Below are 24,442 nucleotides of genomic sequence, written 5' to 3'. Positions count from 1 at the left end.
ATCCAAGCCAAGCGGAGCACACGTGATGAAACAGCCCAAACCGAATTTCTACAACCTGGCCTGGCGTTGGCATTTCTATGCCGGATTGTTCGTCGCGCCATTCATGGTGATGCTGGCCCTGACCGGCATCATTTACCTGTTCAAGCCGCAGCTCGATTCGCTGATGTACAGCAGCCTGCTGAACGTCCCCGCCGGGCATCACACCGTGCCGGCCGATGACTTGCTGCAAAAGGTCAAAAGCGCTTATCCACAGGGCCAGGTCACCCAGTACCTGCCACCGGCGAATGCCGAGCGCAGCGCGCAGTTTGTCGTGGCCAATGCCGGCCATGAACTGAACGTATTCGTCGATCCGTACCACGGCGACATCCTCGGCGAGCAGGATGCCAAGCAGAACCTGCAAGCCATCGCCCGGGCGATTCACGGCGAACTGATGATCGGCACCGTCGGTGACCGACTGATCGAAATGGCCGCCGGCTGGGGCGTGGTGCTGGTGGTGTCCGGGGTTTTCCTGTGGTGGCCGCGAGGTCAGGCAGCGGGAATTTTGTGGCCACGCCTGAGCAGTCGCGGCCGCGTGCTGTGGCGTGACCTGCATGCCGTGACCGGATTCTGGGGCGCGGCCTTGCTGCTGGTGATGCTGCTCAGCGGCATGACCTGGACCGGCTTCTGGGGCAAGCAGTACGCGCAGGTGTGGAACGTGTTCCCGGCGGCGATGTGGGACAACGTGCCGACCTCCGACGTCGAGGCCGGCAGCCTCAACAACGCTGCGCGCCAGACCGTACCGTGGGCGATGGAAAACACGCCGATGCCGATGTCCGGCGACCACGCCGAACACATGGCCCACGGCGGCATGCAACACGGCCCCGCTGCACCGACCATCCGCCTGCAGGATGTGCAAAACATCGCCATCGAGCGCAAGGTCGAGCCGGGCTACAGCATCACCCTGCCGACCACTGCCACCGGCGTGTTCACCATCGCGGTATTCGCCGACGACCCGCGTAACGATGCGACCCTGCACGTCGATCAGTACACCGGCAAAGTTTTGGCCGACGTGCGCTTCGAGCAGTACGGCGCTGTTGCCCGGGCTACCGAGATCGGCGTGATGCTCCACGAAGGCAAGATGTTCGGCACCTTCAACCAGATCATCGTGTTGCTGATCTGCCTGATGATCCTGCTCAGCGCTGTCAGCGGCGTGGTGATCTGGTGGAAGCGCCGGCCACAGGGCAAGTTCGGCGTGCCGCCGCTGCGCCACGACCTGCCGAAGTGGAAAACCGGGGTGGCGATCATGCTGGTGCTGGCGGTGGTGTTTCCGCTGGTGGGGGCTTCGCTGGTGGTGGTGTGGTTGCTGGATCGGCTGCTGGTGTCGCGTCTGGGCCGACAAGCTGAATCTGCCTCAACTTCATCATGAAACAGGCGAGATGCGCGATTTAGACAGATCTTTAAACTGCCGGGGCTTAAACTCCGGCAATTTTTAGTGTTACTGTATAACGCAAATTTGCTGCTCTGCCCGCAGCCATGCACCGTCATGAGCCTGCGGGCTTTTCTTTTGAAGAAGTGATTCACCGCCCCGATGAACAAGTACCTCTTGTCCAGCCTCTGTCTGTTCGCCTTGAACAACAGCGCCCACGCCGACAATGCCCCGCTGACGCTGCCCACCGGCACCATCACCGCCCCGGCCAATGACGACCAGACCGTCAGCCTGACCACGCCGACCAGTGCCGGCTCGCGTCTCAACCTCAGCGCGATGGAAACCCCGGCCAGCGTCGAAAGCCTCAGCGGCGAGCAAGTCCGCGCCCGTGGCGATCGCAGCGTGCAGGACGCGGTGTCGCGCAGCACCGGCATCAGCCGCACCGGCACGCCGGGCGATGGCGGCACCTCGTTGCAGGCTCGGGGTTTTACTGGGCAGAGTTCGGTGATGCAGTTGTATGACGGTAACCGCATGTACACCGGCATGGGCACCGTGACGTTCCCGGTCGACACCTGGTCGGTGGAGCGCGTCGATGTCCTGCGCGGCCCGGCCTCGGTGCTGTACGGCGAAGGCGCGACCGGTGCGGTGGTCAACGTGATCCCGAAGAAACCGTTCGAAGGCGAAATCGAAAACCACGTGCGCGTCGGCTACGGCTCGTTCGACCGCCAGCAACAGGCGTTCGACAGCGGCGGTTCGCTGACCGACACCCTGAGCTATCGCCTCAACCTCAACCGCCTGCGCAGCAATGGCTGGGTCGATCGCGGTGATTCATTCAGCGACTTCATCAGCGCCGCCCTGCGCTGGCAGGCCACTGACGACCTGACCTTCACCTTCGCCCACGATTACGGCGATCAACGCCCACAGAACTACTTCGGCACGCCGCTGATCAACGGCCAGTTGAAAGACAGCCTGCGCAACAAAAACTACAACGTGCACGACGACAAGCAGCACTACAACGATCAATGGACGCGCCTGACCACGGACTGGCAGATCAACGATGCAGTCAGCGCCAGCAACGAGCTGTACTACCTCAAGGCCCAACGCCGCTGGCAGAACGCCGAGAACTACAACTTCGACGCTGGCAGCCAACAACTCAGCCGCAGCGGTTACTTCGGCATCGGCCACAAACAGGAACAGGTCGGCGACCGCCAGACCTTCACCTTCAAGCATTCGCTGTTCGGCCTCGACAGCCAGACCGTGACCGGCGTCGACTACAACCGCATACGCTTCCAGCTCGACAGCAACTCGCCATTCAATGACGTATTGCCGAACGGCCAACCGCTGGATCTGTACCACCCGCAAACCGGTTACTTCGAGAGCGCCGACCCGTATCGCGATCAGTTCGACAGCACCACCAGACAGATGTCGGTGTTCGCCGAAAACCGCACGCAACTGAGCGAACGCTGGTCGTTGGTAACCGGTGTGCGCCGCGACTACGTGCATGTGGATCGCAACAACCTGGTCGACGGCAGCCAGAGTGACAAGACCCTGACCGGCAACAACTGGAAGGCCGGCCTGGTGTTCGCACTGACGCAGGACACTTCGTTCTATGGCCAGGTCGCCACCAGCACCGATGGCATCGGCGGTCTGATTTCCCTGAGCCCGAGTCAGCAGCAATATGATCTATCCACCGCGCGGCAAACCGAGATCGGCTTGAAGCAGCTGTTCTGGGATCAGCGCGGCGAGTTCACCCTGGCGGCGTATCGCATCGTGAAGAAGAAGCTGCTGACCGACGATCCGGGCAACCCGACGCTCAAGCAGCAGGTCGGCCAGCAATCGTCGAACGGCCTGGAAGCCAGCCTCGATCTGCAATTGCCGAACGCCTGGCAGCTGCAGGCCAACGCCGCCATCGTCAAAGCCAAGTACGACGATTTCGAAGAAGTGGTCGGTGGCGTCCCCGTGTCGCGCAACGGCAATCGCCCGGTGGACGTACCACGGCGCACCGCCAATCTTTGGCTGAGCAAGGCGCTGACCGATGACCTGAAAGCCGGTGCCGGTGTGCGTTACGTCGATGCGCGCTACGCCGACATGGCCAACCGTAACGAGCTGCCGAGCTACACCGTAATCGATGCGACGCTGTCGTGGAAAGCCCTGCGCAACACCACGCTGGGATTGCAGGTGAACAATCTGTTTGACCGAACGTACGCGCAAAGCCAATACAATGAGGGCCAGCAGTGGATTCTGGGTGAACCTCGTTCGTTCTTTGTCACGGCTGACTACACCTTTTGACTCACTGGCCCCGCCCTCACCCTAACCCTCTCCCGGAGGGAGAGGGGACTGACCGAGGTGTTTGGGCAAGTTACACCGACCTGAAATACCGGGTCGAACTCAGGATTTGAAGAGCACGAAGATCGGCTCCCATTTCCCCTATGGACGGGGCTGACCGAGGTGTTTGGGCAAGTTACACCGACCTGAAATACCGAGTCGAACTCAGGATTTGAAGAGCACGAAGATCGGCTCCCTTTCCCCCTCGCCCCCTTGGGGGAGAGGGCTGGGGTGAGGGGGATGGATCTACCAGACAGACATAACCTTAGAAATCACACTGAACCTCACATGACCTCACTGTCCCTCACTAATCTCGCTTGGTCCCCCTTGGGCCACGGCCACTGTCATCACCAGTTCCAGCTGCGTGACGCCTCGCTGCAAGTGGCCGCCGGTGAGTTCGTCGGGCTGATCGGGCCCAATGGCAGCGGCAAGACCAGCCTGTTGCGTTGCGCCTACCGCTTCAGTCAGCCGGAAACCGGTGAGGTCAGACTCGATCACCACAACGTGTGGAAGCAATCCTCGCGCTGGTGCGCGCAACGCATCGCCGTGGTGCTGCAGGAATTCCCCGACGCCTTCGGCCTGACCGTCGAAGAAGTGGTCGCCATGGGCCGCACGCCGCACAAAGGCCTGTTCGACGGCGACACGCTGGAAGACCGCCACCTCGCCACCCAGGCCCTCAAATCCGTGGGCCTCGACGGCTTCGAAGACCACGCGTTCGCCACGTTGTCCGGTGGTGAAAAACAACGCGTGATCCTCGCCCGGGCCCTGACCCAGCAACCGCAACTGCTGATCCTCGACGAGCCGACCAACCACCTCGACCCGCGCTATCAGCTGGAACTGCTGCAACTGGTCAAGCGTTTGCAGATCGGCACGCTGGCGAGCATCCACGACCTGAACCTGGCTGCCGCGTTCTGCGACCGGCTGTATGTGATCAACCACGGTCGCATCGTCGCCAGCGGCACCCCGCAACAAGTCCTGACCGTCGAACTGCTGCGCGACGTGTTCGGCGTCGAAGCATTGATCGATCCTCACCCCCTTCACGGCTACCCGCGAATCACCTGGATAACCCGACCATGACTGTGCGCTCCCTGCTTTGCCTCGCTCTGTTGCTGGGCACCACCCACGCCTTCGCCGAGGCCACGAAGTACCCGCTGACGATCCAGAGCTGCAACCGTGAAGTCACCTTCAAGGAAGCGCCGAAGCACGCGGTCAGTCACGACATCAACATGACCCAGATGATGCTCGCCCTCGGCCTCAAGTCGAAGATGGCCGGCTACAGCGGCGTCAGTGGCTGGAAGTCGGTAACGCCTGAAATGCAGAGTCTTCTCGACGGTCTGCCGGAGCTGGCAGCCAAGTACCCGTCGGTGGAAACCCTGCTCAACGCCAACGTCGATTTCTTCTTCGCCGGCTGGGATTACGGCATGCGTGTCGGCGGCGATCTCACGCCGCAGACCCTGCAACCGCTGGGCATCAACGTCTATGAACTGACCGAGTCCTGCGCCTTCGTGATGAATCGCCCGGCCGCGACGTTGGACGACACCTACAACGACCTGCGCAATCTCGGAAAGATTTTCGACGTGCAGGATCGCGCCAACGCGCTGATCGCTGACATGCAAAGTCAGGTCGCCGAAATCCGCAAAGACCTGCCCGCTGAAAAACCACGGGTGTTCCTGTACGACAGCGGCGAAGACCGCGCCATGACCTCCGGCCGCCTCGGCATGCCGCAAGCGCTGATCGACGCGGCCGGTGGGCGCAACGTTCTCAATGACGTCGAAGCGAGCTGGACCCGGGTCAACTGGGAAACCGTGGTCGAGCGCAATCCGCAGGTGATCGTGATCGTCGACTACAGCGAAATCACAGCCGAGCAGAAGATTGAATTCCTGCTGAAGAACAAGGCGCTGCAATCGGTGGACGCGATCAAGAACCAGCGCTTCATCGTCATCCCTTACGTGCAGGCCACGCCGGGGATCGACAACGTGCTGGCGGTGGAAACCCTGGCCAAAGGTTTCCACGGCGAATGATCAATCGTCGTTACGGCTGGTTGCTGATAGCCCTCGGTGCGGTGCTGCTGGTGTCGTGCGTGGTGTCGCTGGGCTTCGGTCCGGCACGGGTGCCGGTGGACGTGGTGTGGCGGATTCTGCTGCACAAACTGTTCGGCCTCGGTGTGCCGGACTGGAGCGCCGGTCAGGAACACATCGTCTGGCTGATCCGCGTACCGCGCATGCTGCTCGGTGCATTGGTCGGTGCCGGGCTGGCGCTGATCGGCGCGGTGTTGCAAGCGGTTACGCGCAATCCGCTGGCCGATCCGCACCTGCTTGGCGTCACCTCCGGCGCCACCCTCGGCGCAGTGATCGTGGTGCTGCACGTCGGTGAAATCGTCGGCCTGCTGACCTTGCCGATTGCCGCATTCATCGGCGCATTGTTGAGCATGTTTCTGGTACTGGGCATCGCCAACCGTCACGGACGACTGGACAGTGATCGCCTGCTGCTGTGTGGCGTGGCGGTGTCGTTCGTAATGATGGCGATCGCCAATCTGCTGTTGTTCATGGGCGATCACCGGGCCAGTTCGGCGGTGATGTTCTGGATGCTCGGCGGCCTGGGTCTGGCGCGCTGGGAGTTGTTGGCGGTGCCGGCGCTCAGTGTGTTGCTCGGACTGATTCTGCTGATCGGCATGGCCCGTCCGCTGAACGCCTTGATGGCCGGCGAACAGACCGCCGTCACCCTCGGCCTGAACGCCCGGGCGGTGCGTCTGCGGGTGTTCGTGATTGCTTCATTGATGACCGGGGTGCTGGTGTCGATCAGCGGCTCCATCGGCTTTGTCGGGCTGATGGTGCCGCACATTGCCCGGCGCCTGATCGGTGCCGAGCACCGACGTCTGCTGCCAGTGTGCGTGTTGCTCGGCAGTGTGTTTCTGGTGTGGGTCGACGTCGCGGCGCGGACGCTGATCGCCCCCGAAGACCTGCCCATCGGCGTCGCCACCGCCGCCCTCGGCGGGCTGTTCTTCATCGGCTTGATGCGCCGCCGCTGAATCCTCCGGGTGCGCCCCAATCTGGCGCACCCCGCTGCACCTTTGCATGCAACACGTCCCCTCATGGTGCGCCAACTCCGTGCACAACCGCTCTAAACCGACATTTCCCTGCCCAAACCCGACCGGGCACAGCCCTTGCAAAACAGCCTTCAGTCGTTCGCATCTGCCAACCATAAAAAACTTTAACGTTCATGGAGATCGCACAATGAAGCGTCGCAGTTTGATCAAGGCTTTCACACTCACGGCATCCATTGCCGCGATGGGCATGACCTGGACCGTACAGGCCGCCGAGACCATCAAGGTCGGGATTCTGCATTCGTTGTCCGGCACCATGGCGATCTCCGAAACGTCGCTCAAGGACATGGCGTTGATGACCATCGACGAGATCAACGCCAAGGGCGGGGTGAACGGCAAGATGCTTGAGCCGGTGGTGGTCGACCCGGCGTCGAACTGGCCGCTGTTCGCGGAAAAGGGCCGGCAGTTGCTGACCCAGGACAAGGTCGCGGTGGTGTTCGGCTGCTGGACCTCGGTGTCGCGCAAATCGGTGCTGCCGGTGTTCGAAGAACTCAACGGCCTGCTGTTCTACCCGGTGCAATACGAAGGTGAAGAGATGTCGCCGAACGTGTTCTACACCGGCGCCGCGCCAAACCAGCAAGCGATCCCGGCGGTTGAATACCTGATGAGCGAAGAAGGCGGCAGCGCCAAGCGCTACTTCCTGCTCGGCACCGACTATGTATACCCGCGCACCACCAACAAGATCCTGCGTTCGTTCCTGCATTCCAAAGGCGTAGCGGACAAAGACATCGAAGAGGTCTACACCCCGTTCGGTCATAGCGACTATCAAACCATCGTCGCCAACATCAAAAAATTCTCGGCCGGCGGCAAGACCGCTGTGATCTCCACCGTCAACGGCGACTCCAACGTGCCGTTCTACAAAGAGCTGGCCAACCAGGGCCTGAAGGCCACCGACGTACCGGTGGTGGCGTTCTCGGTGGGTGAAGAAGAACTGCGCGGCATCGACACCAAGCCGCTGGTGGGCAACCTCGCGGCGTGGAACTACTTCGAGTCGGTGGATAACCCGGCTAACAAGAAATTCGTCGCCGACTGGAAAGCCTACGCGAAGAAACACAACCTGCCGGGCGCCGACAAAGCGGTGACCAACGACCCGATGGAAGCCACTTACGTCGGCATCCACATGTGGGCGCAGGCGGCGGAGAAAGCCAAATCGACCGACGTCGACAAGGTCCGCGAAGCCCTCGGCGGCCAGACCTTTGCCGCGCCGTCCGGCTACACCCTGACCATGGACAAGATCAATCACCACCTGCACAAACCGGTGATGATCGGCGAAATCCAGAGCGATGGTCAGTTCAACGTGGTGTGGCAGACCGAGGGGCCGATTCGTGCGCAGCCTTGGAGCCCGTTCATTCCGGGTAATGACAAGAAGCCGGAGTATGCGGTGAAGAGCAACTGAGTTAACCCGCTCAACCTGATCGTTCCCACGCTCTGCGTGGGAATGCAGCCGGGGACGCTCTGCGTCCCAAGAGCGGACGCGGAGCGTCCGTTGAGGCATTCCCACGCAGAGCGTGGGAACGATCAATACAGGAATGCCCGTTATGCCCACTGCCCTTTACCGCTTGATCCTGGCCGTCGCACTTTTGCTGCCGATGGCCGTCCATGCCGGAGATGCGGAAGACTTCGTCGCCGCCAACCCGATGCAACAGGCCAAACTGCTGGAAGCCTGGGCCGCGCAGCCCGATCCGGCGCGTATCGAACTGATCAACGCCCTGCAACAAGGCGAACTGACCGTCGACGGCCAACCCAAAACCCTGCGCCTGAACAACCGCCTGCGGGGTCTGATCGACACCGCTCTGGCCAGCCACCAATTGCTCGCCGCCGACGCCAAAACCCGTCTGACCGCCGCGCAGCAATTGCAGAAAAGCGCCAAACCGGCGCAGCTGAAATTCCTCGACCAGCAACTGGCTGGCGAACAAGACGAAAGCGTCCACGCCGCCCTGAGCCTTGCGCTGGCCAACCTGCAACTGGTCGACACCGACCCGGCGGTGCGCCTCGCGGCCGTGCGTCTGCTCGGTGAAACCGGCGATCCACTGGCCCGCACCCGCCTCGAAGGCCTGCTCGAACCCGGCGTCGAAACCGATGCCAACGTGCGCACCGCCGCCGAAACCAGCCTCGCCCAGGTCAAGCGCAAACTGCTGGTCGGCGAACTGCTCGGCCAGGCCTTCAGTGGCATGTCTCTCGGTTCGATTCTGTTGCTCGCGGCGCTGGGTCTGGCGATCACTTTCGGCCTGCTGGGTGTGATCAACATGGCCCACGGCGAGATGCTGATGCTCGGCGCCTACTCGACCTACGTCATGCAGCTGATGTTCCAGCGCTACGCGCCGAATGCCATCGAGTTCTATCCGCTGATCGCGCTGCCGGTGGCGTTCTTCGTCACGGCCGCCATCGGCATGGCGCTGGAGCGCACGGTGATCCGTCACCTCTACGGTCGACCACTGGAAACCCTGCTCGCCACCTGGGGCATCAGCCTGATGCTGATTCAGCTGGTGCGACTGGTGTTCGGTGCGCAGAACGTTGAAGTGGCGAACCCGGCGTGGCTGTCCGGCGGGATTCAGGTGCTGCCGAATCTGGTGCTGCCGTACAACCGCATCGTGATCATCGCTTTTGCGTTGTTCGTGGTGGTGCTGACCTGGCTGCTGCTGAACAAGACCCGCCTCGGCCTGAACGTGCGCGCCGTCACCCAGAATCGCAACATGGCCGCCTGCTGCGGCGTGCCGACAGGGCGCGTCGACATGCTCGCCTTCGGCCTCGGTTCGGGCATCGCCGGGCTCGGTGGCGTGGCGCTGAGCCAGATTGGCAACGTCGGCCCTGACCTCGGCCAGAGCTACATCATCGACTCGTTCCTGGTGGTGGTGCTCGGCGGCGTCGGCCAACTGGCCGGCAGCGTGTTCGCCGCATTCGGCCTGGGCATCGCCAACAAGATTCTCGAACCGCAGATCGGTGCGGTGCTCGGCAAGATCCTGATCCTCGCGCTGATCATTCTGTTCATCCAGAAACGTCCGCAAGGCCTCTTCGCACTGAAAGGACGGGTGATCGACTGATGAACCAGCCTCTACTAGTCACGGCCACACAAAAGGCCGGCCCGAAAGTCACCCTCGCCATCGGCGCGGTGGTGCTCGCCTTGCTGATCGCCCTGCCGCTGCTGTCGCTGTTGCCGGCGGACAGTGCGCTGCATGTTTCGGCCTACACCCTGACGCTGGTCGGCAAGATTCTCTGCTACGCCATCGTCGCCCTGGCGCTGGATCTGGTCTGGGGTTACGCAGGTCTCTTGTCGCTGGGTCACGGTCTGTTCTTCGCCCTCGGCGGTTATGCAATGGGCATGTACCTGATGCGTCAGGCCGCCGGTGATGGTCTGCCGGCGTTCATGACCTTTCTGTCGTGGACCGAGTTGCCGTGGTACTGGAGCGGCACCGGCAGCTTCCTCTGGGCGATGTGCCTGGTGGTGTTGGCGCCGGGGTTGCTGGCGCTGGTGTTCGGTTTCTTCGCCTTCCGTTCGCGGATCAAGGGCGTGTATTTCTCGATCATGACCCAGGCCCTGACCTTCGCCGGGATGCTGCTGTTTTTCCGCAACGAGACCGGCTTCGGCGGCAACAACGGTTTCACCAATTTCCGCACGATCCTCGGTTTCGGCATCACCGAACCCGGCACTCGCGCGGTGCTGTTTCTGGCGACGGTGTTGCTGCTGGTGGCGAGCCTGTTCATCGGCTGGCGCCTGGCCCGCAGCAAGTTCGGCCGGGTGCTGACCGCGCTGCGCGATGCAGAGAACCGCTTGATGTTCTGCGGCTACGACCCGCGTGGTTTCAAGCTGTTCGTCTGGGTGTTGAGCGCGGTGTTGTGTGGTCTGGCTGGCGCGTTGTACGTGCCGCAGGTGGGGATCATCAACCCGAGCGAAATGTCGCCGACCAACTCGATCGAAGCTGCCGTGTGGGTAGCCCTTGGCGGGCGCGGTACCCTGATCGGCCCGCTGCTCGGCGCCGGCGTGGTCAACGGCATGAAGAGCTGGTTCACCGTGGCGTTCCCCGAATACTGGCTGTTCTTCCTCGGCGCGCTGTTCATCGTCGTGACGTTGTACCTGCCCAAGGGTGTGATCGGTCTGCTGAAGAAACGAGGTGAATCATGAGAGTCACGGCGAGCGCTGAATTCATGCTGGAACCGGCCTTTTTCCCGGTGGAGCCGAACAAGGACGAAGGCACCAGCCGCGACTCGATCGGCCTCGGGCAACGCGTCGGTCCGGGCCTCGACACCCGCCACGGCACAATCCTGACCCTGGAAGACATCAGCGTCAGCTTCGACGGCTTCCGGGCGCTGAACAATCTGAACCTGTACATCGGCGTCGGCGAACTGCGCTGCATCATCGGCCCCAACGGCGCGGGCAAAACCACGCTGATGGACGTGATCACCGGCAAGACCCGGCCGAGCCACGGCAAGGCGTGGTTCGGTGAAACCCTCGACCTGACGCAGATGAGCGAAGTGCAGATCGCCCAGGCCGGCATCGGGCGCAAGTTCCAGAAGCCGACGGTGTTCGAAGCGCTGAGCGTGTTCGAGAACCTGGAGCTGGCGCAGAAAACCGACAAGTCGGTGTGGGCCAGCCTGCGGGCGAGGTTGAGCGGCGAGCAGAAAGACCGGATCAGCGAAGTGCTCGACACCATTCGCCTGACCACCTCGGTCAATCGCCCGGCGGGGCTGCTGTCCCACGGACAGAAACAGTTTCTGGAAATCGGCATGTTGCTGATGCAGGACCCGCAACTGCTGCTGCTCGATGAACCGGTGGCCGGCATGACCGACGCCGAAACCGAGTTCACCGCCGAGCTGTTCAAGTCGCTCGCGGGCAAGCATTCGCTGATGGTGGTGGAACACGACATGGGCTTCGTCGGCTCGATTGCCGACCACGTCACCGTGTTGCACCAGGGCAGCGTGCTGGCCGAGGGGTCGCTGGAACAGGTGCAGGACAACGAGCGAGTGATCGAGGTTTACCTCGGCCGCTGAAGAGGAATCCGATCAGATCGTTCCCACGCTCCGCGTGGGAATGCATCCCGTGACGCTCCGCGTCACATCACGGCGGACGCAGAGCGTCCATGGCGGCATTCCCACGCAGAGCGTGGGAACGATCACCGGGGAGAATTTGAACATGCTGCAAGTCGACAAGCTGCACCAGTACTACGGCGGTAGCCACATCCTGCGCGGCCTGAGCTTTGACGTGAAGGTCGGCGAAGTGACCTGCCTGCTCGGGCGTAACGGTGTGGGCAAGACCACGCTGCTCAAATGCCTGATGGGCCTGTTGCCGGCCAAGGAAGGCGCGGTGAACTGGGAAGGCAAACCGATCACCACGTTCAAGCCGCATCAACGGGTGCACGCCGGGATCGCCTACGTGCCGCAGGGCCGGGAAATTTTCGGCCGGCTGACCGTGGAAGAAAACCTGCTGATGGGTCTGTCACGTTTCCCCGGCAGCGAAGCCAAAGAAGTGCCGGCGTTCATCTACGAGCTGTTCCCGGTGCTGTTGCAAATGAAACAGCGGCGCGGCGGCGACTTGTCCGGTGGTCAGCAACAGCAGCTCGCCATCGGCCGCGCACTGGCCAGCCGTCCGCGTTTGCTGATTCTCGACGAACCCACCGAAGGCATCCAGCCGTCGGTGATCAAGGAAATCGGCGCGGTGATCAAGAAGCTCGCGGCCCGGGGCGACATGGCGATTCTGCTGGTGGAGCAGTTCTACGATTTCGCCGCCGAACTGGCCGATCAGTACCTGGTGATGTCCCGGGGCGAGATCGTGCAGCAGGGCCGTGGCGAAAATATGGAAGCCGAAGGTGTACGCGGGCTGGTGACTATTTGAGGTTACGGTCTAATCTGTAGCGTCCTAACGATAATCAGAAAACATGAACTTACCTGTTGCGACTGCCCTGTTTACCCCGAGCTGGCACGCCGAGCTGGAGCTGGCCTACGCCCGCTTCGGCGATTGCACGCGGCCGACCCGACGCCGGCACCTCGGCCCGTTGCGGGTGCAAAAGCATCTGTATGCCGAAGGGCCCGAGGTCTGTCAGCACATCATCGTCCACCCGCCGGGCGGGATCGCCGGCGGTGACCGGCTGGACATCAGCGCCCGCGTCGAACAAGGCGCCTGGGCGCAGATCACCAGCCCCGGCGCGGCCAAGTGGTATCGCGCGGCAGGGCCCGCTTATCAGTCGCTGAACCTGCATGTCGCCGATGGCGCGACACTGGAATGGCTGCCCCAGGAAACCATCGTCTACAGCGCCGCCCAGGCTGAACTCACGACCTCGATCGAGCTTGAAGGCGATGCGCGACTGTTTTACTGGGACGTGGTGGCCCTCGGGCGTCCGGCCAGTGGCGAGCGTTTCGACCTCGGGCATTTCCAGGCGCATCTGGATATTCGCCGTGATGGGCGGTTGTTGTGGCATGAGCGCCAGCGCATCGTCGGCGATGACGGCTTGCTTGATTCGCCGATCGGACTGGACGGCAATCCGGTGTTTGCGACGTTGCTGGTCACCGGTGAGATTGATGCTGAATTGCTGGAGCGCTGCCGCTCGCTAAACCACCACGTGCGTGGGGATCTGACGCAACTTCCCGGACTTTTGGTCGCCCGTTGTCTGGCCGGTGAAGCGTTGCTGGCGCGGGCGTGGCTTATTGAATTGTGGCGCTTGTTGCGGCCGAAATTGATGGGACGCGAGGCTGTACCGCCAAGAATATGGAACACCTGAAAACCAGCCCTCACCCCCCGCCCTCTCCCGGAGGGAGAGGGGGCCTGACCGAGGTGACCGCTGGAAATGTTTCAGACACGAGAATTCAACTGACTGAACTGGCCACTGAAAACGACCGAGATCAGTCCCCTCTCCCTCCGGGAGAGGGTTAGGGTGAGGGCTGGGTCTGACTGGCACCCCACTCACCACAAGAACCACACAAATCTGCCCAAATGGATTTAAAACGATGGACCTGACCCCACGCGAAAAAGACAAGCTGCTGATCTTCACCGCCGGCCTCGTTGCCGAGCGGCGACTGGCCCGTGGCGTGAAGCTCAACTACCCGGAAGCCATGGCCTACATCTCGGCGGCGCTGCTCGAAGGCGCTCGTGACGGCCAGACCGTGGCCGAACTGATGCACTACGGCACCACCCTGCTGACCCGCGATCAGGTGATGGAAGGCATCCCGGAAATGATCCCGGAGATCCAGGTCGAAGCGACGTTCCCCGACGGCACCAAACTGGTCACCGTCCACCAACCGATCGTCTGAGGCCGCGCCATGACTTACACCATCCGCGATGCCCTGCACGCCGACCTGCCGGCGATCCGCGACATCTACAACGACGCCGTGCTCAACACCACGGCGATCTGGAATGAGTCCGCCGTCGACCTCGGCAACCGTCAGGCGTGGTTCAGCGCGCGTCAGGCCCAGGGTTATCCGATCCTGGTGATCGTCGACGCCGACAACACCACCCTCGGCTACGCTTCGTTCGGTGACTGGCGGCCGTTCGACGGTTTCCGCCACACCGTCGAGCACTCGGTCTACGTGCGCAGCGACCAGCGCGGCAACGGCCTCGGCCCGCAACTGATGACCGCGCTGATCGAACGCGCGAAAACCTGCGACAAGCACGTCATGGTCGCCGCTATCGAGAGCGGCAACGCTGCGTCTATCCGCCTGCACGAGCGCGCCGGTTTCATCACCACCGGGCAGATGCCGCAAGTCGGCACCAAGTTCGGCCGCTGGCTCGACCTGACCTTCATGCAACTGACCCTCAATCCTGGCGCGGAGCCGCCGCCCGCCCACAAGGAGTGACACCGATGAACCCCGCCCAACTGCGACGCGTCAATGCTGAAAGTTTTGCGCACTATCGTCAGGGCCTGATCGACCTGCTGCTCGACGCCGTGGGTTATGGCGCCAGCGTCGGCTTCATGGCCGACCTCGATGCCGCGCAGGCCCGCGCCTATTTCGACGATGTGCAGGACAACCTGAACAAGGGCAACGTCTTGCTGTGGGTGGTGGTCAAGGACGAACAGGTGCAAGCCAGCGTCCAGTTGAGCCTGTGCCAGAAGGCCAACGGCCTGAACCGCGCCGAGGTGCAGAAACTGCTGGTGCGCGAACACGCCCGGCGACGCGGCCTCGGCCAGCAGTTGATGCAAGCACTGGAACAGACCGCGCGTCAGTACAAGCGCGGCATGCTTTACCTCGACACCGAGGCCGGCTCCCCCGCCGAAGATTTCTACAAGGCCCTGGGTTACACCCGCGCCGGGGAAATTCCCGACTACGCCTGCGACCCGAACGGCACCTACCGCCCGACGGCCCTCTATTACAAAGTCCTGCAAGGAGCGAACTGATGATTCCCGGCGAATACCGGATCCAGCCCGGCGACATCGAACTCAACGTCGGTCGTCGCACCGTCAGCCTGAAAGTGGCGAACAGCGGCGACCGACCGATCCAGGTCGGCTCGCACTACCATTTTTTCGAGACCAACGACGCCCTGACCTTCGACCGCGCCGCCAGCCGTGGCATGCGCCTGAACATTCCGGCGGGCACCGCCGTGCGCTTCGAGCCTGGGCAGAGCCGCGAGGTGGAACTGGTGGACTATGCCGGGCACCGGCGGGTGTTCGGGTTTGCCGGGCGGGTCATGGGTGACCTCTGAGTCCGCGTGTACCGCAGCCCCTCACCCCAGCCCTCTCCCAGGGGAGAGGGAGCCAACCACCGATAACTGCCTCACCGCGATCAGTCCCCTCTCCCTCCGGGAGAGGGTTAGGGTGAGGGTCAATGGCTCACCGCTATTTTCCTGAAGGACGCCAGATGAAGATTTCCAGACAAGCCTACGCCGACATGTTCGGCCCCACCGTCGGCGACAAGGTGCGCCTGGCCGACACCGAGCTGTGGATCGAGGTCGAACAGGACTTCACCACCTACGGCGAAGAAGTGAAATTCGGCGGCGGCAAAGTGATCCGCGACGGCCAGGGCCAGAGCCAGTTGCTGGCGGCCGAAGTGGTCGACACCGTCATCACCAACGCGCTGATCATCGACCACTGGGGCATCGTCAAGGCTGACGTGGGCCTCAAGGACGGGCGCATCGCCGCGATCGGCAAGGCCGGCAACCCGGACGTGCAGCCCGGCGTGACCATTGCCATCGGCGCCAGCAGCGAAGTGATTGCCGGCGAAGGCATGATCCTCACGGCCGGCGGCATCGACACCCACATCCACTTCATCTGCCCGCAGCAGATCGAAGAAGCGCTGATGAGCGGTGTCACCACCATGATCGGCGGCGGCACGGGACCAGCCACCGGCACCAACGCCACCACCTGCACTTCAGGGCCGTGGCACCTGGCGCGGATGCTCCAGGCGGCGGACGCATTCCCGATGAACATCGGCCTCACCGGCAAGGGCAACGCCAGCCTGCCGGAGCCGTTGATCGAACAGGTCAAGGCCGGCGCCATCGGCCTCAAGCTGCACGAAGACTGGGGCACCACCCCGGCGAGCATCGACAACTGCCTGAGCGTCGCCGACCAGTACGACGTGCAGGTAGCGATCCACACCGACACCCTCAACGAGTCCGGTTTCGTCGAAACCACCCTCGGCGCGTTCAAGGGCCGGACCATCCACACCTATCACACCGAAGGTGCCGGTGGCGGCCACGCGCCGGACATCATCAAGGCCTGCGGTTTCGCCAACGTACTGCCGAGTTCGACCAACCCGACCCGGCCGTTCACCCGCAACACCATCGACGAACACCTCGACATGCTGATGGTCTGCCACCACCTCGACCCGAGCATCGCCGAGGACGTGGCGTTCGCCGAGAGTCGCATCCGCCGCGAAACCATTGCCGCCGAAGACATCCTCCACGACCTCGGCGCGTTCTCGATGATCAGCTCCGACAGCCAGGCCATGGGCCGCGTCGGCGAAGTCATCACGCGCACCTGGCAGACCGCCGACAAGATGAAGAAACAGCGCGGGCCGCTCGCGCAGGACGGCGAAGGCAACGATAACTTCCGCGCCAAACGCTACATCGCCAAGTACACGATCAACCCGGCGATCACCCATGGCATCAGTCATGAAGTGGGTTCGGTGGAAGTCGGCAAATGGGCCGATCTGGTGCTGTGGCGCCCGGCATTCTTCGGCGTGAAACCGACGCTGATCCTCAAGGGCGGCGCCATCGCCGCCAGCCTGATGGGCGACGCCAACGCGTCGATCCCGACCCCGCAACCGGTGCACTACCGCCCGATGTTCGCCAGTTACGGCGGCTCGCTGCACGCCACCAGCCTGACCTTCATCAGTCAGGCGGCGCAGGCGTCGGGATTGCCCGAAGCATTGGGCCTGAAGAAGAAAATCGCGGTGGTCAAAGGTTGCCGCGACGTGCAGAAAACCGACCTGATCCACAACGACTACCTGCCCAACATCGACGTCGACCCGCAGACCTATCAGGTCAAGGCCGACGGGGTGTTGCTCTGGTGTGAACCGGCCGAAACCCTGCCAATGGCCCAGCGTTACTTTCTGTTCTGAGCCAAAGCCCCGGTCGTCGAGCTTTCGACGATCGGGGCTGGCGGCGCCTCAGCGGGTTGAGGTGTCCATCAGATAACCTGAAGTACCAGGCTGCTCATCGTCGAGCCCGACCGTCACCGGTTCGCCGGTTTCCAGGCGCGACAGGGCAATCAGTTGCTGGTTGCGCTCGATACCACGCTCGATCTCGAGCGCCTGAACCGCCTCTTGGTATGCCGTGCTGGTCACGCCCTCATATTCGTCCTCAAGTCGTTGCAGCTTTTCATCCGCGCTGCGCTTGAGCGCACCGAGCTCATCCGGGTACTTCTCGGTCAGGTACTGCACCCAGTAATCGCGGCTGATCAGTTCTTCATAGAACCGCTCGCCTTTTTCCGCCTTCACGACGGCGTCACGCGCGGTCGCCAGCTCCTCGCCCCTGATCGGCCGGGCAAATCGCATGTGGCTGGGTTGCCCCGGCAGTTGCAGACCGTCCTCCCAGCCTGAAGTCAGACCGATCCGGTATTGCAGTCGCACTTCCGCCGGATCGGCGTGACGGCCCATGCTGCGTGCGGCCAGTTTTTCCACCTCGCCCAGGCGGAACAGCTGCCGCGACAAGTCGAGCAAGGCGCGCCCCTTCGCCGCGAGGCCGGGCTGCAAGTGTCGCAAGGCGTTGTACTCGAAGACCTTGACCTCGATTTCACTGAGCGCCAGGGTGCGGCCATCAACACAGGTGGTGTGGGTGGTCGCCATCGAAAACAGCGTGTCGCGCAGCTCCTGACTGCCATCCGCCGCCTCGACAACTTCCCACACGCGCCGGGTCAGGTCGGCGCGAAACACCCGGAACTCTTCGGTGTCCGGCATCCGTGAAAGCAGATGGAAGAACGCCCCGTTGTCAGGCTCGGCAGCCAACCGCTGCCACATGGCCCGATATCGTGCGGCGTCCTCTTGCGGGATGTTTTCAATCCAGGGCGCGGCTTGTTGTTCGAGGATGCTTTCAGCGAGTGTCGGGACCACTTCATCCGGTTCTGCATCACTCTCTGTACCCGCGCCTTCGTCGTCGCTTTCGGTCGTACTTTCCATGTCATCGATCATCCGGTCGATATCGGCATACGTCATACCCAACACATCGCGACGCCCATGGGCATCGGCGTACTCACGCAGGCGCATCAGGCTTTGCTGCGATATCTCGTAGTTCTCCGACAGATTGCTGCCGGCGAGCAACATGGCATGGTCGCGGTCGTACAACTCGACAGGAATCGACGAGATCTCGTTGTTGCTCAGGTCGATCACTCGCAGACGGGGCGCTTGCAGCACGCCTTCCGGCCATGCCGTGAGCAGGTTGTCACGCAGGTCCAGCCGTTCCAGTCGCTCGAGACGAGTGACGCTGAATGTGCGCAGGCCGTTATGGCTCAGGTCCAGCCACTGCAACTGCGACAGCCCCTCGAGCGCTTGATCCAGCGCTGCGGAATCCGCGAGGCCGGTGAGTGACAGTTCCAGTCGTTCCAGCTGACGCATTTGCCCGACAGGCTCAGGGATTGCCGGCAAGTGGTTGCCGCTGAGGTTGAGCTTTCGCACCTGCGTGAATGCCCTGAGGAAAGCACTGGAGCCATCGGTGGAAAGCTTGACCCCCGCCAGATTCAGGGTGCTCACCGCAGGAAACGCCTCTGACAGTTCAGGCAGATTGCCGACTTGCAGACCGTCGAGGTTCAGCTCTCGATCAGTCACGCCATTCCAGTCAATCGTACCTTCACGCCAGCATTCGATGATCCGCTGCGCCGCAAGTTGGCGGGTGCGCGATGACACGACCCAATCCATGCCGCGGGTTTCATGGGTGAACAGCCAATCGTTCAGACGCCGGGTCAGCGACTCGAATGTCTGCTCCCATGCGTCGATTCGCGCACCGATCTGCACCTCGGTCAACCCGGCGCCCTGCATCCGTACTATCGCCTGCTGCGCCTGCGCGCTGTCGTACTGCGGACGCAAACGCCGGACGCGAGCAGCCCACCCGGCCGCCCCCTCGCCCGTTGCCGTGAGCGGAGGCAGCGGCAGCAACCGCCGGGCGATCACCGAGCCGCTTTCCGCAGGCGGCGTGCGATGGCGCGGTTCTTCCAGGGCAAAGCGCTGAAGCGATCCAGGCATCAGACCTCTGGCCTCTTCGATGCGCTGGCGCGCACTGCCCAGCGACACTTTGGCCTGCTCGGTAAGCGGTGTGCCAACCAGGCTGGTATCAAGCAACAACGCATCACGCGCCAGCAACGCCTCCGGCAGCGCGGTCAACTGACTGTCGCTGAGATCCAGCCAGGTCAGCTCCGGCAGAGACTCCGCACCGACCGGCCATTCGCGCAGGGTCGTCGCGCTAAGGTCCAGTGCCATCAGGCGATTCATCCCGCGCACATCGATGCTGTTCAGCGGGTTGTCATGCAGGTTCAGGGTTTCGAGTGCCGGCAGATCGCTTGAGTCCAGCGGCAGTTCGGTCAAGCCACAATGGCTCAGGTCGAGGTTATCGACCCCGCGAAACGTGCGGATAAAACCGCGCAACTGTTCGACCGGGGCCTGCAACCCGGCCAGATTCAGACTTCTGACATGAGCGAACCCCTCAGGCGACAGGGCCGGCAGACTGTCCACCGGCGAGCCGAGAATATCCAGCACCGAGGCATCATTGGGCAGGCTGACATACAGGTTGTAAAACAGGCTCTCGGTGCGCGCGCCATAACGCTGGAACAACCCGCTGCGCCAGCTGGTCTTCAGCGCCTCGGCCACTGCCGAACGTACTGCACCGCCGTTGAGGACCGTCGGCTCGGAACCGACCCACTCCTGAAGCCGGTTGAGTTCGCTGAACTGCTCGCTCAGGGATTCGATCGCGGCGAAGCGGCTGCCGATGTCTGGCCATTGCGCCTTGAACCCCGTACTCAGGACATCGAAAAGGCTCGGCTCCATGCCGACAAAACGCTTGAGCTCACCGCGGCAGTAATCCGCGACCATTTCGTCCAGATCGATCAAATGCCGGGGCTGGCTGCGGATAAATTCGTAGATCGGCTTGAACACCCGACGCGGGAATTTCGACCAGTCCAGCGACAGGCCGGACAACAGCCGCTGATGGCCTTCATAGATTTCCATCGGCAGGCTATTGATCGCGGTTGATCGCAAATTCAGGCGTTCCAGTCGTGGCAAGTCCAGAACACCGCGCGGCCACTGGTGCATTTGCGGGCTGCCGATTTCGAGCCTGCGCAATTGGCGCATGCCGCCGACGTCGAGCGTCATGGGCACCACCGGGTTCATGCCTCCAGAGGAACAGTGCAGCTCCAGCTCTTCAAGCCGGTTCAGTTCCCGAAGCCGTGTCGCCACTTGCCCGGTAATCGGTGTGGAAAGTTTCAGGCGGGTCATGTGCCGCAACGTCCTCAACGTCGCGAGCACTTTGTCGAACTCCGCAACACTGGCGGTCAATGTCAGTTTCTCGACATTGGGAAATGCCGCAAGCGTGTCGCCCACGACCGGAACGCGCAACATCAGTTCGCGCACATGGGAAAAGTCCGCCGCCAACGAAGGCAGCGACGCGTCACTGATCAGCGTCAGGCGGGCCGCTTGCGGATCGTGTCCGGCCAACGGTGCATTGCGCCAACAGTCCTTGATGTTTTGCACCACACTGACGAACTCGTCCCGAGAAGCGCGCAAACGCAAATTCTGCGACATCAACCATTGATCGAGCGTTGTTTCCAGACTCCGCCACTCGCTCAATCGATTATTGAGCAAATGAAAGATCTGCTGGTCATTCTTGCCCAGACGCCATTGTTCAAGGATGAAACCGCGTGCCTGAACATCGGTAAGATCCGGGTAGACATTCTGGACGTGACCGGTCAACGACGGATCCGGCCCCGGCCCATCGCCACTCGCGCGATAGCCAAGCAGTCGGGAGGCAATACGCTGCGGCGGCTTGAACCATGGTTTTTCTGCGGCGCCTGCACGCAGAAGCCAGGCCGACTGACTGCGCTCGGCAAGCGCTCGTTCAGCGATCGCACCTTGCAGCTCGACGCTCTGTCCGACATGCGGCAGCCCCAGCGCCTGCCGTGCCGGATCGGGCAAGGCATGCATCAACGAGCTGAAAAAGTTATCCCCCCTGTGGGGAATGCCATTGAGCGGCTCGCCACGCTCGTTGGCGGCTTGAAAGGCATCGGCGTACTTGACCAGATACTTGTGCGCAGAGGCCGTTTCGCTGCCGATGGCATCCAGCAGCGGGCCGCTGATACTGCCTTCGCGGAGTTCCAGACGCACGTCATCCGACCAGCCCGGCAGCCGACCCAATGTCTGCAACGCGAGATGACGGCTGTCGGGCGAGGCCATGGTCTCACTGCGCAACCCGGCCAGCGCCCGGGTAAGGCGTCCTTGCTGGCCATACCAGCGACCGAGCTCCTGCAAATGCGAAGGGACCTTCGCAGTGCCGTCCAATCGGGCCAGTTCCTCGGCGTTGGCCTCGCCCAACGCAGCTGTTGCGGCCCGCCCGGTCAGCCCGGGGACGACTCGTTGCAGCTTTGCCGCCCGGGGCTCGACTGGCTCGGTTGCCTTGAGAAGACTGTCGAACAACGCAGGCTGGTGCGCGCTGGCGTAGTCGGCAATCTGCCTGGAGAACTCCTGGGCCCTCGACGCGCGAACCCGTGCAGGCTCGCCACCCAGCAGACGCACCGTCTCCGCCTCATCCAGTGCCGCGAGTATCCGGCTCGGTAGCTCACCGTTCAGCACCTCGGCCCGGCTGATCCGGATCGGCGCCTTGCCGCCGCGCTTCGTCCCGTAACCGATTGCCCGCCCCGAGAAGTCAGGATTGTCGAAGATCTGCAGCCTGCGCCCGAACGGCCAGCGTGGCATGTCGGGAAGCAGCGGCAACAGATGCATGAAGCGACTGTCGACTGCCTGAGTGCCGGTTGCCTGTTCGACGATCGATCCGGCATCGCGCTCGGCGTTGAACAGTTGCATGGCATCGGCCAGTTCCGGCGGCGGCAAGGCGTTGTCCAGGTGCATCTTGCGCAAGGCGTTGTCGCTGACACCGGCCACATCGGCCATCGTCAATAATTGCTCGTCAGCAAACGGGTCAGTGCTGTGGCCGATACGCCGCAACAACATCAACCGGTCCCAGTCCTGCGGGCGTTCCAGGGTATGCCGCCATGCACCGGCGCCGTTATGCGTCAGGGGCGGCTGATAGGCCTGCGAATCGCTCGGATGCTGGATGCGCCAGGCTTTGAGCGACTCGTCGTAAGTCTGCTGGTAAGTCTTGCCGTCGAGGCGGATGCAGGTTTTTCCTCCCGACTCGTACTGCCCCAGCGCATTCGGTACAACGTTCGCGTCCAGTGTGACCGGACTCTCGTAGCCACTCAGATCAGGCTTCCACAAGCGGGCCGTGCCGTCGGGCATTTCCACCTGATGCAGGTTCTCGATGACCGGTGTCGATCGGGCGGCGGTCAGCCGGGCGAGCCCTTTGCCGGCACCCGCCATCAAGGCAATCAACGCCAGGTTCTGCGCGACATCGATCAGATGCGCCTTGGCGGCCTTGCGATCACCCTCGCTCCACTCGATGGCGCCTTCAAGGGTTTCTTCGAGCAGTTGCCCGGCCATCACCACCATCATCACTTCACCCAAAACCGGCACGAACATCGAGACGCCCATCAGCACCAGCATGCCGATGTTCAACAATCCGGCGAATTTTTCCGAACGCACTTTGGCATCGACATCCGCCGTCGGCACTGCATGGCTGCGGGCATCGTCCATCATCCGGTCGCGATGCCGGTGATAAAGGTAATCCCACAAGTCAACGTTTTGCGCCCAGATGCCATGGCCTTTGCGCGGCAGGCCGACCGGGTTCAGATAGGGATCGGTGTTCGGCACCTGCTCGATCGACGGCGCAGGCGGCAGTTCGTGAATACCGGTCAGGGCGGCGTTGAATGGATTGACCGCTTTGTAAAACTCATTGAGCAGCGCTTCATAGGGAGCCAGCCTTTGGGCGAGCGTACGGTTCGGCGGGTCGTCAGTGAACTGGCCGAAGTAACGCGAGCGGTCGCCATACGCGACGAACTGGCTGAAAAACCGTTGGTAGCCGTTGGGTTCCGCTGGATGAGCCTGAGTAGCATCGGGTGCGGTGAACCGCCGCTTGAACATCGCGGCCATCTCCCCGCCCCTGTAGCGCTTGAGCGGGTGACAGGGATCGCCCGGGATATACAGAATCGAATCGTCGCTGTAACGGTACTTCTCACAGATCGTGAACATGACGCAGCCAGTCATGCGCCGGCCCATCAGGCTCAGATCGCGAAACCATATCTGCCGATCGCCCTGAACCGGTGCCAGCTCACCGTCGAGGATTGAACGAATCGAGGCGTAGTCTTCACGCCCGATATCACCTTTGACCAATGCCAGTTCGGCAGCCGCACGCAATGCGGTTTTATGGGCGTCGATGAATTTATCGCGCAGCGCGTGCTCGGCCACCGCGTCCCTGGGGTGCAGGAAATCCTTGAGGTAAGCCTGGTATTTCGCCCCGATATCCAGCGAGCGGCACAGGCCGGTGAACTGCTCGACCGTCAGGGAAGTGCTCAACGGCGCAAGGGTGCCGGGTTCCAGGCTTTCACTGCGAAATCCCGATGTTTCATGAAAAGCCCCGCTTTTGCATTCGCGGGCTTCGAAGTTGTGCAGCGCCGCCTGTAGCAGAGGCAGTTTCAATACCTCAAAGTAATCGATGTCGATGGCGAAGATGCCCATCTCCACCGGTTTGTTCAGCACCAGCCAGGTCTTGCTGACGTCCAGCGTCACGTTGAAGCGGTCCTTGAGGGCCCTGGTCAACAACGGCGCGGCGAAGCTGTCGATGTCCTGAAAGGTTGACATGGCGTTATCCAGGCGGGTCTGGGCGGCGACGCTGGCGGTCACGGCATCGCCCACGGCTTTGCGTTGATCGCGCGATGCGCGCCTGTACCAGTCCGGCGTGGCGGCATTGGCATTTTTCAGCGCGTCCTGCTGCCGAACCGGTGCGTTGACCAACCAGTCCGGGCTGGCCTTGTGCAGGAAATCGGCGTGCAGACTTTGCGTCGCGAGCGGCCCCGGCGAGGAGGTGACGTTATCGGTTGAAGAGAGGGAGACAGGGATTTCGGGCATGGTTTCACTCCTTGAAATGGAGCGAA

The 24,442-nt window shown here is 62.5% G+C and carries 17 protein-coding genes; 16 read left to right on the top strand and 1 reads right to left on the bottom strand.

Features of this window, described 5'->3' with window-relative positions:
* Positions 1 to 25: 25 nt before the first annotated feature.
* The 16 genes from L6D82_RS02020 to ureC all read left to right on the top strand — a co-directional run bounded on the left by L6D82_RS02020 (position 26) and on the right by ureC (position 17,315).
* The gene (locus L6D82_RS02020; RefSeq protein ID WP_102688360.1) at positions 26 to 1,405 is read left to right on the top strand and encodes a PepSY-associated TM helix domain-containing protein; all 1,380 of its coding nucleotides are present in this window, start codon (positions 26 to 28) and stop codon (positions 1,403 to 1,405) included.
* A 162-nt stretch (positions 1,406 to 1,567) separates the two neighbouring features.
* Complete coding sequence (locus L6D82_RS02015) at positions 1,568 to 3,694, top strand: TonB-dependent receptor (protein ID WP_102688361.1); 2,127 nt, start codon at positions 1,568 to 1,570, stop codon at positions 3,692 to 3,694.
* A 324-nt stretch (positions 3,695 to 4,018) separates the two neighbouring features.
* On the top strand, positions 4,019 to 4,807 hold the full coding sequence (locus L6D82_RS02010) for an ABC transporter ATP-binding protein (protein WP_102688362.1): 789 nt from the start codon (positions 4,019 to 4,021) through the stop codon (positions 4,805 to 4,807).
* Complete coding sequence (locus tag L6D82_RS02005) at positions 4,804 to 5,751, top strand: ABC transporter substrate-binding protein (protein WP_102688363.1); 948 nt, start codon at positions 4,804 to 4,806, stop codon at positions 5,749 to 5,751. Before L6D82_RS02010 ends, L6D82_RS02005 begins: the two co-directional genes overlap by 4 nt.
* A complete protein-coding gene (locus L6D82_RS02000; RefSeq protein ID WP_102688364.1) occupies positions 5,748 to 6,758 on the top strand; it encodes a FecCD family ABC transporter permease in 1,011 nt (336 codons plus the stop codon). The genes L6D82_RS02005 and L6D82_RS02000 overlap by 4 nt, the downstream gene beginning before the upstream one ends.
* 205 nt (positions 6,759 to 6,963) lie before the next feature.
* The gene (gene urtA, locus L6D82_RS01995) at positions 6,964 to 8,229 is read left to right on the top strand and encodes an urea ABC transporter substrate-binding protein (RefSeq protein WP_236187949.1); all 1,266 of its coding nucleotides are present in this window, start codon (positions 6,964 to 6,966) and stop codon (positions 8,227 to 8,229) included.
* A gap of 142 nt (positions 8,230 to 8,371) precedes the next feature.
* Positions 8,372 to 9,874, top strand: coding sequence for an urea ABC transporter permease subunit UrtB (gene urtB, locus L6D82_RS01990; protein WP_373870892.1), 1,503 nt, complete (start codon positions 8,372 to 8,374; stop codon positions 9,872 to 9,874).
* Positions 9,874 to 10,953 (top strand): urea ABC transporter permease subunit UrtC, encoded by a 1,080-nt coding sequence (gene urtC, locus L6D82_RS01985; protein WP_102688366.1) that lies wholly within the window; start codon positions 9,874 to 9,876, stop codon positions 10,951 to 10,953. Before urtB ends, urtC begins: the two co-directional genes overlap by 1 nt.
* On the top strand, positions 10,950 to 11,819 hold the full coding sequence (gene urtD / locus L6D82_RS01980) for an urea ABC transporter ATP-binding protein UrtD (RefSeq protein ID WP_085746541.1): 870 nt from the start codon (positions 10,950 to 10,952) through the stop codon (positions 11,817 to 11,819). The genes urtC and urtD overlap by 4 nt, the downstream gene beginning before the upstream one ends.
* A gap of 142 nt (positions 11,820 to 11,961) precedes the next feature.
* The gene (gene urtE, locus L6D82_RS01975) at positions 11,962 to 12,660 is read left to right on the top strand and encodes an urea ABC transporter ATP-binding subunit UrtE (protein ID WP_007950600.1); all 699 of its coding nucleotides are present in this window, start codon (positions 11,962 to 11,964) and stop codon (positions 12,658 to 12,660) included.
* A 43-nt stretch (positions 12,661 to 12,703) separates the two neighbouring features.
* Positions 12,704 to 13,543: an urease accessory protein UreD gene (locus L6D82_RS01970; protein ID WP_236187946.1), complete on the top strand. Its 840-nt coding sequence runs from the start codon at positions 12,704 to 12,706 to the stop codon at positions 13,541 to 13,543.
* Between the two features lie 226 nt (positions 13,544 to 13,769).
* Positions 13,770 to 14,072, top strand: a complete 303-nt coding sequence (ureA, locus tag L6D82_RS01965; RefSeq protein WP_039766748.1) for an urease subunit gamma — start codon at positions 13,770 to 13,772, stop codon at positions 14,070 to 14,072.
* Positions 14,073 to 14,081: 9 nt separating this feature from the next.
* Positions 14,082 to 14,615, top strand: coding sequence for a GNAT family N-acetyltransferase (locus tag L6D82_RS01960; protein WP_007950603.1), 534 nt, complete (start codon positions 14,082 to 14,084; stop codon positions 14,613 to 14,615).
* A gap of 5 nt (positions 14,616 to 14,620) precedes the next feature.
* Complete coding sequence (locus L6D82_RS01955) at positions 14,621 to 15,154, top strand: GNAT family N-acetyltransferase (protein ID WP_102716986.1); 534 nt, start codon at positions 14,621 to 14,623, stop codon at positions 15,152 to 15,154.
* On the top strand, positions 15,154 to 15,459 hold the full coding sequence (locus L6D82_RS01950) for an urease subunit beta (RefSeq protein ID WP_064593167.1): 306 nt from the start codon (positions 15,154 to 15,156) through the stop codon (positions 15,457 to 15,459). Before L6D82_RS01955 ends, L6D82_RS01950 begins: the two co-directional genes overlap by 1 nt.
* 155 nt (positions 15,460 to 15,614) lie before the next feature.
* Entirely contained in the window at positions 15,615 to 17,315 is a 1,701-nt protein-coding gene (gene ureC, locus L6D82_RS01945) for an urease subunit alpha (protein WP_085685440.1), read from the top strand.
* 48 nt (positions 17,316 to 17,363) lie between these two features.
* Here the strand turns inward: ureC and L6D82_RS01940 are convergent, their stop codons facing one another.
* Positions 17,364 to 24,416, bottom strand: a complete 7,053-nt coding sequence (locus L6D82_RS01940; protein ID WP_236187944.1) for an NEL-type E3 ubiquitin ligase domain-containing protein — start codon at positions 24,414 to 24,416, stop codon at positions 17,364 to 17,366.
* Positions 24,417 to 24,442: the final 26 nt, after the last annotated feature.

This window comes from Pseudomonas paraglycinae (assembly GCF_021601625.1).
Lineage (GTDB): Bacteria > Pseudomonadota > Gammaproteobacteria > Pseudomonadales > Pseudomonadaceae > Aquipseudomonas > Aquipseudomonas paraglycinae.
This window is presented reverse-complemented; position numbering and strand designations above follow the sequence as displayed.

What these genes read in the sequence shown, in the direction of transcription:
- ureC (WP_085685440.1), top strand. Translation starts at nt 15,615, where the DNA reads ATGAAGATTTCCAGACAAGCCTACGCCGACATGTTCGGCCCCACCGTC.
- L6D82_RS01940 (WP_236187944.1), bottom strand. Translation starts at nt 24,416, where the DNA reads ATGCCCGAAATCCCTGTCTCCCTCTCTTCAACCGATAACGTCACCTCC.
- L6D82_RS02000 (WP_102688364.1), top strand. Translation starts at nt 5,748, where the DNA reads ATGATCAATCGTCGTTACGGCTGGTTGCTGATAGCCCTCGGTGCGGTG.
- urtB (WP_373870892.1), top strand. Translation starts at nt 8,372, where the DNA reads ATGCCCACTGCCCTTTACCGCTTGATCCTGGCCGTCGCACTTTTGCTG.
- L6D82_RS02010 (WP_102688362.1), top strand. Translation starts at nt 4,019, where the DNA reads ATGACCTCACTGTCCCTCACTAATCTCGCTTGGTCCCCCTTGGGCCAC.
- L6D82_RS02020 (WP_102688360.1), top strand. Translation starts at nt 26, where the DNA reads ATGAAACAGCCCAAACCGAATTTCTACAACCTGGCCTGGCGTTGGCAT.
- L6D82_RS01970 (WP_236187946.1), top strand. Translation starts at nt 12,704, where the DNA reads ATGAACTTACCTGTTGCGACTGCCCTGTTTACCCCGAGCTGGCACGCC.
- urtD (WP_085746541.1), top strand. Translation starts at nt 10,950, where the DNA reads ATGAGAGTCACGGCGAGCGCTGAATTCATGCTGGAACCGGCCTTTTTC.
- urtA (WP_236187949.1), top strand. Translation starts at nt 6,964, where the DNA reads ATGAAGCGTCGCAGTTTGATCAAGGCTTTCACACTCACGGCATCCATT.
- L6D82_RS02005 (WP_102688363.1), top strand. Translation starts at nt 4,804, where the DNA reads ATGACTGTGCGCTCCCTGCTTTGCCTCGCTCTGTTGCTGGGCACCACC.
- urtE (WP_007950600.1), top strand. Translation starts at nt 11,962, where the DNA reads ATGCTGCAAGTCGACAAGCTGCACCAGTACTACGGCGGTAGCCACATC.
- urtC (WP_102688366.1), top strand. Translation starts at nt 9,874, where the DNA reads ATGAACCAGCCTCTACTAGTCACGGCCACACAAAAGGCCGGCCCGAAA.
- L6D82_RS01950 (WP_064593167.1), top strand. Translation starts at nt 15,154, where the DNA reads ATGATTCCCGGCGAATACCGGATCCAGCCCGGCGACATCGAACTCAAC.
- L6D82_RS01960 (WP_007950603.1), top strand. Translation starts at nt 14,082, where the DNA reads ATGACTTACACCATCCGCGATGCCCTGCACGCCGACCTGCCGGCGATC.
- L6D82_RS02015 (WP_102688361.1), top strand. Translation starts at nt 1,568, where the DNA reads ATGAACAAGTACCTCTTGTCCAGCCTCTGTCTGTTCGCCTTGAACAAC.
- ureA (WP_039766748.1), top strand. Translation starts at nt 13,770, where the DNA reads ATGGACCTGACCCCACGCGAAAAAGACAAGCTGCTGATCTTCACCGCC.
- L6D82_RS01955 (WP_102716986.1), top strand. Translation starts at nt 14,621, where the DNA reads ATGAACCCCGCCCAACTGCGACGCGTCAATGCTGAAAGTTTTGCGCAC.